Consider the following 16,590-nt stretch of genomic DNA (forward strand, 5'->3'; position numbering starts at 1 on the left):
TGATTTGTTTCAATGACCTTTTGTTTTATACAAGAATTAGTTTTTTACTAGTTTAAATGTTTTGCTTCTGTTGTCTATTTGAACTTTACAGACATAAATTCCTTTTGCAAGATTACCAACGTTTAATTCTAATTTTTCATCTGGAGAAACATTTTGAGAATGTGAATATATTTTTGATCCATTAGAAGAAAATAAATTCACTTCGGCTAAACCATTATCAGAACTTGAAAAATCGATATTTAACAGACGATTTATAATTGATGGATAATACTTTAAATCGAGATTATTTACATTGTCATTAAGCCCCAAATTGTTGCAGCTTGTAGAAAGTGCGCCTTGAGCAGTAACTTGAAGTGTCGCTCCAGCGCCGCATGAAGCGTTGGAAATATATCCTGAAACGTTAGCAATAGGCAAAACACTATAAGTATATGAAGGTTTTGTTACTGTAGTTCCAGAATTTGCAGGTGCATTCAAACAATCAGTAAAAGCAATTCCAATTGTTCCGCCGTCAGTGCTTACGTAGCTTTTAAAAGCAGTTCCGATTTTGGCAAAATCTGTTCCTTCAACATAACAAGTTGTATTGTTGCTTCCGCCACCTAAACCAATTGCCAATGAACCTGATACAGAAGTATTATAATAGCAGTTTAAAATATGAAGTTCAGCATTTCTAGCCCTTGGCATTCTTTCTTTGCAACCTTCTGCCCAATAGCAGTTTTTAAAAGTAATGCTGTAATGTCCGTCAGAGGGAGCATCCGTTTTAGAAGAACCAACTAAATCTGAAAATCTATGATCATCAGCACCGCCGGCACCTCCAGCTTTTGGAGCTTTCAAATAAATAAATTTACACCAAGAAACAGTTACATTATCGGCTGCACCTTTATTGTCAAAATTGCCATCCATCCCGTCTTGAAATTCACAATGGTCTACCCAAAGATTAGTTGCTTCAGAGGTAAGGTTATCACGTCCGTCTACATCATAAGCACCAGGACCTTCAAAAATTAAATTTCTGATGATAATATTATTAGAACCAGGTTTTAAACTTAGAATTCCTGAGCCAGCAGCCGTTTGATCCAAGTTAATTAATCGTGCCCCAGGAAGTCCAATTATAGTTTTGTCATTGACTAGTAAGCTTGTATATGTGCAATTGATGGTTCCTGAAACTAAAATAACTTGAGGAGTAGTTAATTTTAGCTTTGCTGTTAAATCGGCTAAAGTAGTAACTGTCACTGGAGTTGCATTTCCTCCGCCAGTTGCAGAAGCACCAAATCCCTCTGGTGCACTCATGAAATAATTTTGAGCAAACAAAAAGGAGCAAGGTAGCAGTAATGCTAGTAAAATAAGTTTTGTTTTCATTTTTAAGTGTGGTTTTTTGTGGTTTTTATCGGTTAATGTAATCGATTGCACAAATGTAAAAGATTCAGATTAATTTCAAATTAATTTATTAAATATTTATGTTTTAAAGTTTTGATTCATAGAAATATAAATGTAATTTTTACACTTTTATTTAAGGTGATTTGCAGAAGTATTGCTTAAAAAATGGAAAGGTTTTATAGTAAAAGCAGAAAATTCATGCTAAATACATATATTTGATGTACCAGTTTAAAACATACCAATGGAAAAATTCAAAGATCAGTCTGCTCTTCATCTTTTTGAAAGAGGCTTAATTACTGAAAATCAGTTTGAAGAAGTTAAAACTTATAGAAGCTTAAATATCTTTTCTTTAAATGCAGAATTAAAGTTATTTCTTTATTTATCAGTATTACTGTTTACTTCAGGAATCGGAATTCTGATTTATGAAAATATAGATACAATAGGACATATTGCGATTCTATCACTACTTTTAATTGTGATTGCAGTTTGTTTTTTTTATTGTTTCAAACATTCTAAGGGCTTTCAGAAAGCAGAAACAACATTTGAGCATCCTGTTTTAGAATATCTGGTTTTGGCAGGAAACATTTTGACCTGTATTTTCATCGGATATCTCCAGTTTCAATATAAACCTTTTGGTGAGCATTACGGATTAGCGACTTTAGTGCCCACCGTGGTAAGTTTCTTTTGTGCTTATTACTTCGATAATAGAAGCGTTTTAACAATTGCTATTACTGGTTTGGCGGCTTATGTAGGGCTTTCGGTTACGCCACAAGATATATTTAATGACAGTAATAATTTGTATGCAAGCCAAAGTTTAAGCTATTCTGCAGTAATGTTAAGTGTTTTATTGATTCTATGGACGATTTACAGTCATAGAATTTCTCTCAAAACTCATTTTTCTGTAGTTTTCCTCACTTTTGCATTGCATATTGTAAGTATTGCGGCAATTAGTAATCTAACGGGTTATGATACCTTAACTTGGGTAATATTTGCTATAATTTTAGCTGGTTCCACGTATTATTTTTATAAAGTTAGTTATCAATATAAAGCGATGTCTTTATATGTATTTATGATTGTTTATGTTTACATAGGAGGAAACATTGTTTTGTTTAGAGTTTTTGAAAACGTTGACTTCTCAGATATTTGGGAATTGCTTGTTTTCTTGCTGCCAGCGTATTTTGTCGGCTCGATTATAATGTTCATTAAACTGATTAAAAACTTCCACAAAGAAATAGCAGAATGATAGTATACAACAAACAATTATTGGATAACGAAGTCTTAACTGATGAAACAGATGCTTTGTATAAAGGAGGTTTTATTAGCAAAGAGCAGAAGAAATTTATAGAAAAAGAATTGCCAGTTTTAAAAAGTCAGAATAATATTCTCGTTAGACTAGGTTTCTTTTTGCTTGGCTGCTTGTTATATGGTTCAATTTGCGGAGCAATTTCTTTGTTTGGACTAAGCGCTGAGAATACATTTTTTAAAATTTGCTGCTATATTTTTGCTGCAGTTGGATTTGCGGGAGTAGAATTTCTAGCCAATCAAGAGTATCATAATCACGGTCTAGATGATGCTTTTATATTGAATGCACTTTTATGTTTGGGAGTAGCAGTAGGGATAACAACAGAAGGTTACGAAATGGTAATTGCTTTTTTTGTAGCAGTTGGAGCGCTTTTTATGTTTCTAAGATATTTACATGTGCTATCAATGCTCGTGTTCTGTCTTTCTGCAACTGCGTTTTTGTTTTTCGGAATGTTTGAATTTGGAGATATCGGAAAAGCCATTTTGCCATTTGTAGCAATGGTTTTTGCAGGAGGTTTTTATTTTTTGACCAAAAAGATGATGAATTGTTTAAGCGAAAGTTATTATTATAACGGATTATTATTGGCAAATAGTTTTTGTCTCGTTTTATTTTATCTTTCTTGTAATTATTTGGTTGTGAGGGAACTTTCTGCAGAACTATTAGGAACAGAAGTAAAACCAGGAACAGATATTCCGTTTGCGTATTTCTTTTACGCATTTACTTTTGTAGTTCCTGTGCTTTATTTGGTTCAAGCTTTAAAAACAAAAGATAGAATAATGCTTTGGTTGAGTTTTTTGGCGATTGCATTTTCAATTTATACCATTCGATTTTATCATTCGGTTTTGCCAATCGAAGTTGCGTTAACACTTGGAGGTGTCGTTTTATTTGCAATAGCTTATTTTTCAATTAAAAAATTAAAAGAAAAAGAAAGCGGTCTGACCTTTAAACCAGATAGAATCAATCATTCAGATAGTTTATTGAATGCAGAAGCTCTAGTTGTGGCTTCAACTTTCGGAATGAAACCTGAAGTTAAAACAGATTCTCCAATGGAGTTTGGAGGTGGAGGTTTCAGTGGAGGAGGCTCTGATGGAAGCTTTTAAGTTTAATTATGAATTATGAATTATGAGTTGAGTGCTAATTTGAATTAAAATTGGACTTGGCGTAAAAATATAAAAGCCTGGAATTATACAAATAATTCCAGGCTTTTAATTTTTAAAATTTGTTGTATTCTAAGTTAAGTAATTAACTCATAACTCATAATTCATAACTTAGACCTTGCTTTTTAATGCTTCAGCATCAATATCGCTGTGCGAAACATCATAAATTGCCTTTCCGTTTTTGATTAATATCAATTGTGGAGATTCGTGATATACTCCAAATTTGCTTGCAATTTCGTTTGAAATATCTCTGTGTGCTATCAAGTCTAAAAAGTATGCATCAACAACACTATCAAGCTCATATTCTCTTTCAAATTGCTTTAAAGCCATACGACTAATGCTACATCTTGTGCTGTGCTTAAAAATTACGACTGGTTTTTCGTTAGAAATGGCTTCGATTTCCATTAACTGAAGCATATCTGTTAATTCTGTCCAGTTAACTTTACTTTTTGCGGCTTCTGAGTTCTCTGAACTTCCGAAGATTGAATTAAAAAAACTCATATTTGACTTGGTTTATGACTTTTTGACGTGTTAAAACAAGCAAAACTTGATTTTTTACGACATTTTGTCTGTTTTTTTACTGTGGAATATAATTTGAATATTTGAATGCAAAGTTAAATTATTTGAGTTAAAAAAGTACCTCAATAAATCGTAACTTTAATCTTATAAATTGTCAAACAAATAAAATCAATCAAAATCGTAAAAATATGAATATAAATAAGTTTACTATTAAATCGCAAGAAGCCATTCAGTTGTCGCAGCAATTAGCGCAGCGAAATGGCCAGCAGCAAATTGAAAATGAACACATTTTCAAAGCAATTTTTGAAGTTGATGAAAACGTGGCGCCATTTATTCTGAAAAAATTAAACGTAAATGTGCCGTTGTTTTTACAAATTTTAGACAGTACAATTCAGAGTTTTCCAAAAGTTTCTGGCGGAGATGTTATGCTTTCCAGAGATGCCAATAAAGCTTTGAATGAAGCTGAAATCATTGCCCAAAAAATGAACGACGAATACGTTTCGATCGAACATTTAATTTTAGCCATTTTTGACTCAAAAAGCAAAGTATCTCAGATTTTAAAAGATCAAGGAGTTACAGGTAAAGGTTTGAAAGCGGCTATTGAAGAATTAAGAAAAGGTGAAAGAGTAACTTCGGCTTCAGCTGAAGAAACGTATAATTCACTAAATAAATTTGCTAAGAACTTAAACGAATTAGCACGTACAGGAAAACTAGATCCAGTTATTGGGCGTGATGAAGAAATTCGTCGTGTATTGCAGATTCTGACTCGTAGAACAAAAAACAATCCAATGCTTATTGGTGAACCTGGAGTTGGTAAAACCGCAATTGCAGAAGGTTTAGCACACAGAATTGTGGATGGAGACGTTCCAGAAAACTTAAAGGAAAAAATCGTTTTCTCGCTTGATATGGGAGCTTTGATTGCAGGAGCGAAATATAAAGGAGAATTTGAAGAGCGTTTAAAATCGGTTGTAAAAGAAGTTACAGCTGCAGAAGGTGATATCGTTTTGTTTATTGATGAGATTCATACGCTTGTAGGAGCAGGTGGAGGTGAAGGCGCAATGGATGCGGCCAACATCTTGAAACCAGCTTTGGCTCGTGGGGAATTGAGAGCAATTGGAGCAACGACTTTAGATGAATATCAAAAATATTTTGAGAAAGATAAAGCGCTTGAAAGACGTTTCCAAAAAGTTTTAATTGATGAGCCAGATACAGAAAGTGCGATTTCGATTTTACGTGGAATTAAAGAAAAATACGAAACGCATCATAAAGTTCAGATTAAAGACGAGGCAATTATTGCTGCAGTTGAACTTTCTCAAAGATATATTACAAATCGTTTCTTACCAGATAAAGCGATTGACTTAATGGACGAAGCAGCTTCTAAATTACGTATGGAAATCAATTCAAAACCTGAAGAATTAGATGTTTTGGATCGTAAAATTATGCAGCTGGAGATTGAAATTGAAGCTATTAAGCGTGAAAAAGAAGAAAGCAAGCTGAAAATCTTAGGTATGGAATTGGCCAACCTAAAAGAAGAGCGAAACGAAATCTACGCTAAATGGAAGCAAGAAAAAGATATTGTTGACGGAATTCAGGCTGTAAAACACGAAATTGAAGACTTTAAATACGAAGCTGAACGTGCTGAACGTGATGGTGATTACGGAAAAGTAGCCGAAATTCGTTACGGAAAAATAAAAGAAGCGCAGGAAAGACAAGAAACTCTGCAAAAACAATTGTTAGAATTCCAATCTGGAAATTCTTTAATAAAAGAAGAAGTTACTAGAGAAGATATTGCAGAAGTTGTAGCAAAATGGACAGGAATTCCAGTTACTAAAATGCTTCAGACAGAAAGAGAAAAACTATTGCATTTGGAAGACGAATTGCATAAACGTGTGGTAGGTCAGGAAGAAGCGATAGAAGCGGTGAGTGATGCTGTTCGTAGAAGCCGCGCCGGTTTACAGGATATGAAAAAACCTGTTGGTTCATTCTTATTCTTAGGAACAACCGGAGTTGGTAAAACGGAGCTAGCAAAAGCTTTGGCAGAATATCTTTTTGATGATGAAAATGCTATGACTCGTATCGATATGAGTGAGTATCAAGAACGTCACAGTGTGAGCCGTTTAGTTGGTGCGCCTCCAGGATATGTAGGTTATGATGAAGGAGGTCAGTTAACAGAAGCTGTTCGAAGAAAACCTTATTCTGTTGTATTGTTAGACGAGATTGAAAAAGCGCATCCGGATACTTTCAATATTTTATTGCAGGTTCTAGACGAAGGACGTTTGACAGACAACAAAGGACGTTTGGCTGATTTTAGAAATACGATTATTATTATGACCTCAAATATGGGAAGTAATATTATTCAGGAGAAATTTGAAAACCTAAAAGGAAGTGTTGAAGCGGCGACAGAAGCTGCTAAAAACGAAGTTTTAGGGTTATTGAAACAAACTGTTCGTCCTGAGTTTATTAACCGTATCGATGAGATTGTAATGTTTACACCGCTTACGGTAGAGAACATCTCAAGAATCGTAAACTTACAGTTGAAGAGTGTTACAAAAATGTTGGCTCTGCAAGGCATTACAATGGATGCAACTCCAGAAGCTATTGCTTACTTGGCCGACAAAGGTTACGATCCGCATTTTGGGGCAAGACCAGTAAAACGTGTGGTTCAAAGAGAAGTTTTAAATCAATTGTCAAAAGAAATTTTGGCAGGAAATATTACAACAGATAGCATCATTTTGTTAGATGCTTTCGATGGCAAACTGGTTTTTAGAAACCAGACCGTTAAATAATTATTTTTTTAGTTAATCTTGAAAAAGCATCAGTGTCAAAGCTGGTGCTTTTTTTGTTAATATGTAATGAGATTTAATATTTTTTAACGGTTATTTTGTGTAAGAAATAATCTATATTTGAATCAACTATTAAATCAACTATATGAAAATAAACCAAAGAACATTTTTAATTCTAGTTCTTGCCAGTTTTTCATTTGTAACTCATTCTTATGCGCAAGAAAGTATTGTTGTTACTGGAGGAAAAGGTACAGGATCTGGTGGAGCTGCAAGTTATTCAGTAGGGCAAATTGCCGATATACAATTGAAAGGAAGTGGCGGCTCTGCACAGCAAGGCATTCAGCAAGCTTACGAAATAGCCACTCTAAGCAATGACAAATTCGATGAAATTAGTTTAGTAATGACAGCTTTTCCTAATCCTGTTGTTGATGAATTAAATCTTATTGTTATAAACAATAAATTTGAAAACTTGTCTTATAATTTATTTGATATTAATGGACGAATATTATCAAAAGTACTCCATATCACTTCATCAGAAACAAAGGTCTCTATGCAAGGATTGACACAGGGAGTTTATTTTCTTGCAGTGCATAACAATTCTAAAACAATTAAAACTTTTAAAATCATTAAAAAATAAAATTCTAAACAGCAGAAAGATATATGAGAAAAATTACTCTAGCATTTTTATTATTAAGTTCTTTTACAATCTTATTCGCGCAAGCGCCACAGAAAATGAATTATCAATCTGTGATTCGTAAAACAGATGGGACATTGCTTTCAAATACCTTAGTAGGTATAAAAACCAGCATTTTGCTTGGTTCCGCTACAGGAACAGCATCTTATGTAGAAACTCAAACCACAACAACAAATGCAAACGGATTAGCAACTATAGAAATAGGGGGAGGAACTCCAGTTACAGGTACATTTTCGGGAATTGATTGGGGTGCGGGTTCTCATTTTGTTAAAACAGAAATTGACCCAACAGGAGGAACCAATTATACAATTAGTGGTACAAGTCAACTATTAAGCGTTCCTTATGCTTTGTATGCTGGAAGTAGTATAAATAAAGGAAAAACCAGTATAATCATTACTGGAGATATTACAGATGCAGAGGCTGCAGCGCAAATAACTGCTGAATTTGGCTCTTATACAGAAAACATCTATATAACAAGTACAACAAATCTAACATCTATAGATTTGAGTGTAATAAAAAAACTGGTAAACTTAAAGATTCAAAATAATTCAAAATTAGTTAGCTTTAATTTAAATAATCTTGTTGAGGTTTATAATGATTTAGATGTCGGTAATAATGATGTGTTAACTTCAGCTACATTTCCTGCTTTGAAAATATTGCATGCATACGATACAGGTATTTTAAATAATCCGGCTTTAACATCGATTTCATTTCCTGTTTTAACTTCAAGCAAAGGGCTTTACTTTCAAAATAATTCCACCCTTACTTCTATTGACTTGCCATTGTTAACAAAAATTACGGATAAAAATTTATCACTTAATTTTAATAAAAATGCGCTTTCTAGTTCACAAGTTAATTTGATTTTACAACGACTTCTTAATCTTTCTCCTGATGCAGAAAGTTATGTTCAGTTGCAAGGTCAAAACCCACCAGCTCCTCCTACAGGGCAAGGAATTCTTGATAAAGCAACTTTAATAAATAGAGGTAATAGTGTTTATACCGATTAATTAAAAAAAGCAATCATAATGAAGCATCAGTTTTTCAGCTGATGCTTTTTTTTTTGCTCAAAATTCTGAAACTTTTCACCTAATTCGTATAACAGGATATTTTCAAAAAAGATTCAATTTTAAATAAATAAAAACCAGTAAATTATTAATTAAAAAATCTCAAAATCATGAATAACATATTTAGAGGATTGTTGGCAGGATACGGCGCTAAAAAACTAGGCGGAGGTTGTTTCGGAACCATTATCGTTTTTATTATTCTTTGGGTTCTTTTAGGACAATGCAGTTAGATTTTATCTACAGAAAAATATGAATAAAAAGAAAAATTTTCATGTAATATTATTGGGCAGATTAAGTCAAAATGTCTAGATTCGCATCACTAAAAATAAATTTAAAAAATGGGTTCAGGTTTTTTCGCACTATTAGATGATATCGCAGCAATTATGGATGATGTTGCAGTAATGAGTAAAGTTGCTGCAAAGAAAACTGCTGGAATTCTTGGTGACGACTTAGCTGTAAATGCGGAAAAAGCTTCTGGATTTGCATCTTCACGAGAATTGCCGGTTTTGTGGGCAATTAGTAAAGGTTCGCTATTAAATAAAATTATCATTCTTCCAATCGCATTTTTATTAAGTGCATTTTTTCCAATTGCCATCATGGTAATTTTAGTTTTAGGAGGATTGTTTTTAGCTTATGAAGGAGCAGAAAAAATTTATGAGTTTATTGTTCCTCACAAACACGAAGAATCGGAAGGAATAACAGATGAAGTACTTACAGAAGAAGAAATTTTAGTAATCGAAAAAGAGAAAGTAAAATCTGCAATCGTTACCGATTTTATCCTTTCGGTAGAAATTGTAATCATCGCTTTGGGAACTGTAATCGGAAAACCATTGACATCTCAGATTATTACTGTATCAATCATTGCTGTGATTGCAACAGTTGGAGTTTATGGAATCGTGGCGCTTATTGTTCGTATGGATGAAGTAGGTTTCAAAATGATTCAGCACAGCAAAAAAGAAAATAGTATTTTAAAGTTTGTCGGAAATATTTTAGTTCAGGCGCTTCCGAAAGTTATTAAAGCATTGACAGTTATCGGTACAATTGCTTTAATTTTAGTTGCAGGTGGACTGTTTGTTCACAATATCGAATTTTTCCATCATCTTTTACCAAGTTTCCCTTCAATAGTAAAAGAGTTTGCAATCGGACTTATTATTGGTTTTATTGTTTTAGGAATCGTAAATCTCTTTAAAAAGATATTTCAAAAGAAAACAGCATAAATATATCCAAAATATACTTTAACGAAAACATCAGCTTTATAGCTGGTGTTTTTTTTGTTTTATAGGACCTGTCAAATCGTTTTTAAACGTAATTTTAGTTTTGCTATCAACCCTTTTTTTTGACTTTTAAAACTATCAAAATAATTACAAAAGTATTTCGATTTTATACAGGGAAAACCAAATTTTTTCGGTTTTATAAAAAAAACATCATTAAAATAGTGCTTTTTTTATTTAAATAAGTGCTTGATTTTTAGTTGTTTAATTTTTTAGTAAAATTTTTAACATTTTGCATAAAGCAACCATTACAATTAAGCGACATCTTCATAGTAATTAACAATTAATTATTATTTTATATGAAAAGTTTTAGATTAAAAACAGCTTTAGTAGTATTATTTTTATCAATTGGATTTGTTTCATGCAGTAACGATGATGATAAAGACCAAACACCAGCTCCAACTACAAAGGCAGCTTTAGTTACAGAAATTAAAGGACCAGCAACCGGAAAAGTAAATGATGAACTAAGCTACGATGTGACTTATACAGTTGATAATGCTTGTGCAGAATTTGATAAAATCTCAGAAGTAACAATTGGATCTGTAAAAGGGTTACAAGTGATTGCAAAATATCCATCACAAGTTTGTACACAACAAGTACCTGAGCCAAAAAAGACAGTTTATAAATTTAAAGCAACTGCAAAAGGAACTTTCGAAATTAAATTCAAAAAATCAGAAACTGAATTCTTAACTCAGAAAGTTGTAATCGAATAACAACTATTTTTGGTTGATATTTTTTTAGGTTGAAAAACCATTTTACAGAGATTTAAATCAATGTAAGATGGTTTTTGATTTATAAGAGATATTACAAGTTCATTAGTTGTTATATAAAAGTTATCGACTTTGCTATTCCTTTAAAAAGTATTATTTTTGCACTCTTAAATTTTATGTCATGCCGAAAAGAAAATATAAAATATCAGTAATTCAGTTAAATCTGAATGATGTTGCCGAAAATAATCTTAAAAAATGTATTAGCTGGGTAAGAGACGCTGCAAGTCAAGGAGCAGAGGTTATCTTATTGCCTGAATTATATAGCAGTCATTATTTTTGTCAAAGTGAGGATGTAGAGAATTTTGCATTGGCAGAACCACTTTACAGTACTTCATTTATTGCATTCAGCGAATTGGCAAAAGAATTAGGAGTGGTAATTATTGTTCCTTTCTTCGAGAAGAGAATGGCTGGAATTTATCATAACAGTGCTTATATTATTGATACTGATGGAACTGAAGCAGGTTTATACCGTAAGATGCACATTCCAGACGATCCTCATTTCTATGAAAAATTCTATTTCACTCCAGGAGATTTAGGTTTCCAAGCGATTGAAACTAAAAAAGGAACTGTTGGAACATTAATCTGCTGGGATCAATGGTATCCAGAAGCGGCTCGTATTACAGCGCTTAAAGGAGCTGAAGTTTTATTTTATCCAACAGCAATTGGATGGCATCCAAAAGAAAAAGAACAATACGGAGAAAATCAGTATGGTGCTTGGATGAATGTAATGAAAGGTCACGCTGTTGCAAATGGTGTTTTCGTTGCAGCTGCAAACCGAATTGGTCTTGAAAAATACCTTGAAGGAACTGAAGGAATTCAATTTTGGGGAGCTTCTTTCATTGCTGGACCGCAAGGAGAAATTTTAGCTCAGGCTTCTCATGATAAAGAAGAAATCTTAATTGCTGAGGTTGATTTAGATCTTCAAGAAAATGTTCGTCAAAATTGGCCATTCTTCAGAGACAGAAGAATTGATGCTTTTGGAGATATTACAAAAAGAGCAATTGATAAATAAAAACGATTTTTCTAAAATATAAAAAGGGCAAAATATTATTTTGCCCTTTTTTTGTAAGCTTCGAAGAAGCGAAATATTTATAGCACCACAATAAAACAAAATGAAAAAGCTCCAGTGGAGCGACATGTTCTTTTACAATCTAACACATGTCGCTCCGCTGGAGCTTTATATCGTAAACGTATATTTTTTTGCGATAAATATTTCGCTTCTTCGAAGCTTTAAATAACTATTCAAAATTTAGTTTTTTTTAAACTCTATTTTTATAACAAAAAGGAGCTATTCTATTGAATAGCTCCTTTTCTTGTTTTTAGCTTTATATATAGATTACTTCACTTGGAAAGTAACTCGTCTCACGATTTGACGTGCTTCTTTAGAATTTTTGTTAACAGAAGTATCTTCTCCATTAGCAATTACATTCAATCTTGAAGCATCGATTCCAGCATTAACTGCTACTTTTTTCACAGCTTCAGCTCTTTTTCTTGATAATTCGGTGTTGTAGTTTGAATTTCCAATTTCATCAGCATAACCAATAATATCAGCCGATTTTCCCGGATTGTTTTTCAAGTATTTCACTAAGAAATCTACACCAGATAAAGAAGCGTTTGTTGGTTTAGACGAATTGAAATCGAAGTAAACATTTACATAACCACCGTTGATTAATTCTTCAACCGTATTGTTTGTAGCTGTTCCAGCACCTTTTTTCTCGTAAGTTTTGTCTAAGTAGCTTTCTAACTCATCTGGAACACCATTTTGATTCGTATCAATAGATTGTCCTTTTGTGTTAACAGCAACTCCTGCAATACTGTTTGGTTCTAAATCGTATAAATCAGCAACTCCATCTTTGTCTGAATCTATAAGACCAGTTTCGATTAAGTCCACTCTTTTTTCCAATTCACCAATTCTATCTTCCTCGCCAACCCAGTCAGCATGTTTTTGGTTTTTTCCTAGATAGAAAGTTAAACCTACAGAAGCATTTAATAAAACGCCATCAAAAGCACCTGTAGAAGTATTTCCCATTCCGTCAAAATTCCAGTTTTGTCTTCCATTTACAATTCCAGTAAGATCTCCTGTCAAAGCTACTCTGTTGCTTAATCGGATTTGTCCAGTTAAACCAGCAATTCCGTGCGCCATGTAATCCTGACCTCCAAATCCAGTTTCGGTGCTAATTTGAGAAACCCCGAAACCACCATGAGCCAAAAGTCCAATCGTGTTTGTCCAAGTTTCGAAATTTAAAGCACGTCCCACATTGATAACTCCTTGTAAACTTGCTCTAACATAGCGACTGTCAAAATCTGGAGTGTTTTTTTTCTCTTTAAATTGGTCATAACCAACATCTAATTTTACCCCAAATTTCGGACTAAACATATATCTAACACCTAAATCTCCGTGGAAAAAGTTTAATGATTCTGTAGTATAACCTGGAGTCATTGTTCTGGTTGGTTTGTTAACCCCGCCATTCAGTTCGATCGACCATTTGTTGTATTCTTGATCTACGCTAGGTTTGGTAGAAGTGGTAGCCATATTTTGAGCGCCTGCAGCAAATGATAGTAATAATAAGGATACTGATACTAATTTCTTTTTCATGATATCAAAAATTAAATTGTTTTTATTTTAAACTCTGAAACAAAATTAGAAGTCGTATTCTAGAAAGTGTTGTATATACTCTTACATAATTCCCATATTTTAGCTTTTAATTGTGTAAATACATTAAAATAAGTACAATAGAATGCATAAAAAAGGGCAAAATTCACATTTTGCCCTTATGCTATCCTTAAAAAAAGAGTTATTATTTTAAATCAGGCTGATAAATTTTAACAGATCCATCTCCTTCGCTGCTTACTACCAATAAGCTTCTTTTTGTAGGGCTTTTTGAAGCCGGAATAAAAAGAATGCCTTCAGGAGCATCTCCAGTTTTTACAGTTTGTAAATACTGTGGAGAAGTTGGGTTTGTAGCATCATAAACCATAAACGCATCAGATCTTTCAAGTCCTACAAACAGAATATTTTTATTTCCCATTTTAGTTGCAACTACAGCTTCTGGTTCAGAACCTTTATCATCACTTCTTTTATCGTCGTAAGTGCCTATTTCGTTTGTTTTTTTGTCAACATCATTTTTGCTGTCAAAAACAATTTTTCCTGTATTTCCGTTCCAGATAGAAAAAGATCTACCTCCAAAACTTACCATTTGATCTAAATCTCCGTCTCCATCAGTATCTCCCATATCGGCAACAAGATTCAATCTTCCTAAGTTTGCATCTAATTTTAAAGTAGCTGCATCAGGGAAAACTGTTGCATCAAGCGTCATGCTCTTCATACGTTTTACATCAGTGTAAGCAGTGTATTCTCTTGCGTCACCTTCATTAGCAGTAACAAAATACGGTGTGTTATTTACTGTGAAATGACTAATCGCATCTGGCATATACAACCCTTTTACTTTCCAAGGATTAAAAGCAATTTTATTGTCACTGTCGCTTACGTCAATTGCATTTTCAGCAGTATTGTAATCTTTTAAACCTAAAGGATAAATAGCAGTGATGGTTTTTGAAGCTAAGTCAACTTTTGCAACACCATTGTTTTCTTGTAAAGTTACCCAAGCAGTCTTAGAATCGTCAGAAATTGTAATGTATTCAGGTTCGATATCTTGTGCAAAACTAGTTTTAGCAAATTTTGAAATTCTGAAACCATCTTTTACTAATGCCGCAGCCTGACCAGCAAATGAAGCAAAATCTAAAGTAGTAACATTATAAGTGCTAGTTTCAATAATAGAAACCGTTCCGTTTGGATCTTGAGTGTAATCTGTATTTGGTTCGCCTTCATTAGCAGTCATGATATATTTTCCATCAGGAGAAAAAGTAATCATATCTGGCAAAGCACCAACTGTCACTTGTTTAATTAAGCTATAATCTGAAGTATTAAAAATAACTACTTTTCCGTTTCCTTGTTTGTTTACAGTAGATTCTAAAGCAACAGCCAGTTTTCCATCAAAAACAGAAACGCTGTTTGCTGCGCCTTCGTAAGCAACTAAATCAATTTTTCCGATTTTAAGTGGTTTTGTTGGATCGCTAATATCGATAACATCAATTTGATTAACGCCACTATTATTTACTGTAAAAAGTCTTTTTGTTTTTTCGCAGTAAGCAGAAATTTCAGCAGCAGCTTCTCCGCCAATTGTAATAGATCCGATTTCTTTAAAAGTGCCGGGATTTTCGTTTACAATTACTTCTGGTTGGGTGTTTGAATTTTCATCATTGTTACAGCTGGCCAATATAAATAGAGCCGCTAATAATGAGAGAGATAAATTTTTCATGTGTTAGTTTTTAGTTTTGGCAAAAGTAATTCTGAGCTTTCTGTTAAATATTAAGTATGTATTATTTAATCTTTAACTTAAATTTTGCAGGATAAGTTTTGTGAAATTAGGAGGAATTTTAATCAAATGTTTTATAATCCTAACGAATGCTTATCTTTGCACTTTCTAAATTAGAACCTATTTATGTCAACAAATAATAGAAGATTTCCAGCAGAATGGGAAAAACAGCAAGGAATTGTATTGTGTTTTCCGCACAATGGTAACGACTGGCCAGGAAAATACGAAGCAGTTCAATGGGCTTTTGTAGAGTTTATAAAAAAAGTAGCCACTTTTGAAACTGTTTTTTTGGTTGTAGCCGATGAAAAACTGAAAGAAAAAGTTGCTGATATGCTTGAAAGAGCTCGTGTGAATCTTAAAAATGTTTCATATATCATTCATAAAACCAACAGAAGCTGGATGCGTGACTCTGGACCAATTATTGTAAAAAATGGTTCGAAAAGAGAAGCGTTGAATTTCAATTTCAACGGTTGGGCAAAATATAAAAACTACCAATTAGATAAATTTGTTCCGGGTAAAGTAGCTGATTTTATTGATGTGCCTTTAACTCAGGTAATGTACAAAGGAAAACCAGTAATTGTTGAAGGCGGAGCAATTGATGTAAACGGAAAGGGAACGTTACTGACTTCTGAGGAATGTTTAATGCATCCAACAATTCAGGTTCGTAACGCTGGTTTTACAAAAGAGGATTACGAAGCAGTTTTTAAAGAATATCTTGGGGTTACAAACGTAATCTGGCTTGGAGACGGAATTGAAGGAGACGACACACATGGACATATCGATGATTTATGTCGATTTGTAAATGAGGATACAATTGTAACGATTGTAGAAACAGATAAAAATGATTCAAACTACAAACCTTTACAGGATAATTTGAAACGTTTGCAAAATGCAAAATTAGAAAACGGAAAATCTCCAGTTATTGTAGCATTACCAATGCCAAAACGTGTTGATTTTGAAGATCTAAGATTGCCGGCAAGTTATGCTAATTTCTTAATTTTGAATAATTGCGTTTTAATGCCAACATTCAATGATAGCAACGACCGCGTAGCTTTAAATATACTAGCAGAATGTTTCCCAGATCGTGAAGTAATCGGAATAAGCTGTATTGATTTTATCTGGGGATTCGGAACTTTACATTGCTTAAGTCAGCAGATTCCTGCATAAAAATAGTAGCCACAGATTATAAAATAATCGTTTTGATTTTTTAAATCTGTGATAAAATTATCAGATATACAGAGACTTTCTTATATAATTTAAGCTGTTACGAAAAGTGGCAGCT

Annotated in this window: 13 protein-coding genes; 9 read left to right on the plus strand and 4 right to left on the minus strand. The window is 33.2% G+C overall.

All coding sequences use genetic code 11. The features are described 5' to 3' along the window. Positions 1-36 precede the first annotated feature (36 nt). Positions 37-1,284 (minus strand): pectate lyase family protein, encoded by a 1,248-nt coding sequence (locus tag DMA14_RS04360; RefSeq protein ID WP_238989914.1) that lies wholly within the window; start codon positions 1,282-1,284, stop codon positions 37-39. Positions 1,285-1,612: 328 nt separating this feature from the next. On the opposite strand from DMA14_RS04360, the gene DMA14_RS04365 reads away from it, so the two are divergent. Together DMA14_RS04365 and DMA14_RS04370 are read left to right on the plus strand one after the other, a co-directional pair. After that, the gene (locus DMA14_RS04365; protein WP_111423433.1) at positions 1,613-2,614 is read left to right on the plus strand and encodes a DUF2157 domain-containing protein; all 1,002 of its coding nucleotides are present in this window, start codon (positions 1,613-1,615) and stop codon (positions 2,612-2,614) included. Continuing rightward, complete coding sequence (locus DMA14_RS04370; RefSeq protein WP_111423434.1) at positions 2,611-3,774, plus strand: hypothetical protein; 1,164 nt, start codon at positions 2,611-2,613, stop codon at positions 3,772-3,774. The genes DMA14_RS04365 and DMA14_RS04370 overlap by 4 nt, the downstream gene beginning before the upstream one ends. A 168-nt stretch (positions 3,775-3,942) precedes the next feature. Here DMA14_RS04370 and ytxJ read toward each other — a convergent pair whose 3' ends face one another. Beyond that, the gene (gene ytxJ, locus DMA14_RS04375) at positions 3,943-4,332 is read right to left on the minus strand and encodes a bacillithiol system redox-active protein YtxJ (RefSeq protein ID WP_111423436.1); all 390 of its coding nucleotides are present in this window, start codon (positions 4,330-4,332) and stop codon (positions 3,943-3,945) included. Positions 4,333-4,538: 206 nt separating this feature from the next. Here ytxJ and clpB point away from each other — a divergent pair, with 206 nt between their 5' ends. The 6 genes from clpB (at position 4,539) to DMA14_RS04405 (ending at position 11,944) form a co-directional block, all read left to right on the plus strand. After that, a complete protein-coding gene (clpB, locus tag DMA14_RS04380; RefSeq protein ID WP_111423438.1) occupies positions 4,539-7,136 on the plus strand; it encodes an ATP-dependent chaperone ClpB in 2,598 nt (865 codons plus the stop codon). A gap of 142 nt (positions 7,137-7,278) precedes the next feature. Next, a complete protein-coding gene (locus DMA14_RS04385) occupies positions 7,279-7,770 on the plus strand; it encodes a T9SS type A sorting domain-containing protein (protein ID WP_111423440.1) in 492 nt (163 codons plus the stop codon). Positions 7,771-7,793: 23 nt separating this feature from the next. After that, on the plus strand, positions 7,794-8,834 hold the full coding sequence (locus DMA14_RS04390; RefSeq protein WP_203418255.1) for a hypothetical protein: 1,041 nt from the start codon (positions 7,794-7,796) through the stop codon (positions 8,832-8,834). Positions 8,835-9,229: 395 nt separating this feature from the next. Next, positions 9,230-10,108 carry a DUF808 domain-containing protein gene (locus tag DMA14_RS04395; RefSeq protein ID WP_111423442.1) on the plus strand — a complete coding sequence of 293 codons (879 nt, stop codon included), beginning with the start codon at positions 9,230-9,232 and terminating at the stop codon, positions 10,106-10,108. 353 nt (positions 10,109-10,461) lie between these two features. After that, positions 10,462-10,875, plus strand: coding sequence for a hypothetical protein (locus DMA14_RS04400; protein WP_111369678.1), 414 nt, complete (start codon positions 10,462-10,464; stop codon positions 10,873-10,875). A 178-nt stretch (positions 10,876-11,053) separates the two neighbouring features. Beyond that, on the plus strand, positions 11,054-11,944 hold the full coding sequence (locus DMA14_RS04405; RefSeq protein WP_111423443.1) for a carbon-nitrogen hydrolase: 891 nt from the start codon (positions 11,054-11,056) through the stop codon (positions 11,942-11,944). A gap of 324 nt (positions 11,945-12,268) precedes the next feature. Here DMA14_RS04405 and DMA14_RS04410 read toward each other — a convergent pair whose 3' ends face one another. Both DMA14_RS04410 and DMA14_RS04415 read right to left on the minus strand, forming a co-directional pair. Next, on the minus strand, positions 12,269-13,528 hold the full coding sequence (locus DMA14_RS04410; RefSeq protein WP_111423445.1) for an OmpA family protein: 1,260 nt from the start codon (positions 13,526-13,528) through the stop codon (positions 12,269-12,271). A gap of 202 nt (positions 13,529-13,730) precedes the next feature. Further along, a complete protein-coding gene (locus tag DMA14_RS04415) occupies positions 13,731-15,251 on the minus strand; it encodes a choice-of-anchor I family protein (RefSeq protein WP_111423446.1) in 1,521 nt (506 codons plus the stop codon). Positions 15,252-15,434: 183 nt separating this feature from the next. Between DMA14_RS04415 and DMA14_RS04420 the strand changes: the two genes are divergently transcribed. Then, on the plus strand, positions 15,435-16,475 hold the full coding sequence (locus tag DMA14_RS04420) for an agmatine deiminase family protein (RefSeq protein WP_111423448.1): 1,041 nt from the start codon (positions 15,435-15,437) through the stop codon (positions 16,473-16,475). Positions 16,476-16,590: the final 115 nt, after the last annotated feature.

The organism is Flavobacterium sharifuzzamanii, assembly GCF_003254585.1.
In the GTDB taxonomy this organism is placed as follows: Bacteria; Bacteroidota; Bacteroidia; order Flavobacteriales; family Flavobacteriaceae; genus Flavobacterium; species Flavobacterium sharifuzzamanii.

Excerpts from the sequence above, each read along its gene's own strand:
- DMA14_RS04360 (WP_238989914.1), bottom strand. The coding sequence starts at position 1,284 with ATGAGTGCACCAGAGGGATTTGGTGCTTCTGCAACTGGCGGAGGAAAT.
- DMA14_RS04365 (WP_111423433.1), top strand. The coding sequence starts at position 1,613 with ATGGAAAAATTCAAAGATCAGTCTGCTCTTCATCTTTTTGAAAGAGGC.
- DMA14_RS04370 (WP_111423434.1), top strand. The coding sequence starts at position 2,611 with ATGATAGTATACAACAAACAATTATTGGATAACGAAGTCTTAACTGAT.
- ytxJ (WP_111423436.1), bottom strand. The coding sequence starts at position 4,332 with ATGAGTTTTTTTAATTCAATCTTCGGAAGTTCAGAGAACTCAGAAGCC.
- clpB (WP_111423438.1), top strand. The coding sequence starts at position 4,539 with ATGAATATAAATAAGTTTACTATTAAATCGCAAGAAGCCATTCAGTTG.
- DMA14_RS04385 (WP_111423440.1), top strand. The coding sequence starts at position 7,279 with ATGAAAATAAACCAAAGAACATTTTTAATTCTAGTTCTTGCCAGTTTT.
- DMA14_RS04390 (WP_203418255.1), top strand. The coding sequence starts at position 7,794 with ATGAGAAAAATTACTCTAGCATTTTTATTATTAAGTTCTTTTACAATC.
- DMA14_RS04395 (WP_111423442.1), top strand. The coding sequence starts at position 9,230 with ATGGGTTCAGGTTTTTTCGCACTATTAGATGATATCGCAGCAATTATG.
- DMA14_RS04400 (WP_111369678.1), top strand. The coding sequence starts at position 10,462 with ATGAAAAGTTTTAGATTAAAAACAGCTTTAGTAGTATTATTTTTATCA.
- DMA14_RS04405 (WP_111423443.1), top strand. The coding sequence starts at position 11,054 with ATGCCGAAAAGAAAATATAAAATATCAGTAATTCAGTTAAATCTGAAT.
- DMA14_RS04410 (WP_111423445.1), bottom strand. The coding sequence starts at position 13,528 with ATGAAAAAGAAATTAGTATCAGTATCCTTATTATTACTATCATTTGCT.
- DMA14_RS04415 (WP_111423446.1), bottom strand. The coding sequence starts at position 15,251 with ATGAAAAATTTATCTCTCTCATTATTAGCGGCTCTATTTATATTGGCC.
- DMA14_RS04420 (WP_111423448.1), top strand. The coding sequence starts at position 15,435 with ATGTCAACAAATAATAGAAGATTTCCAGCAGAATGGGAAAAACAGCAA.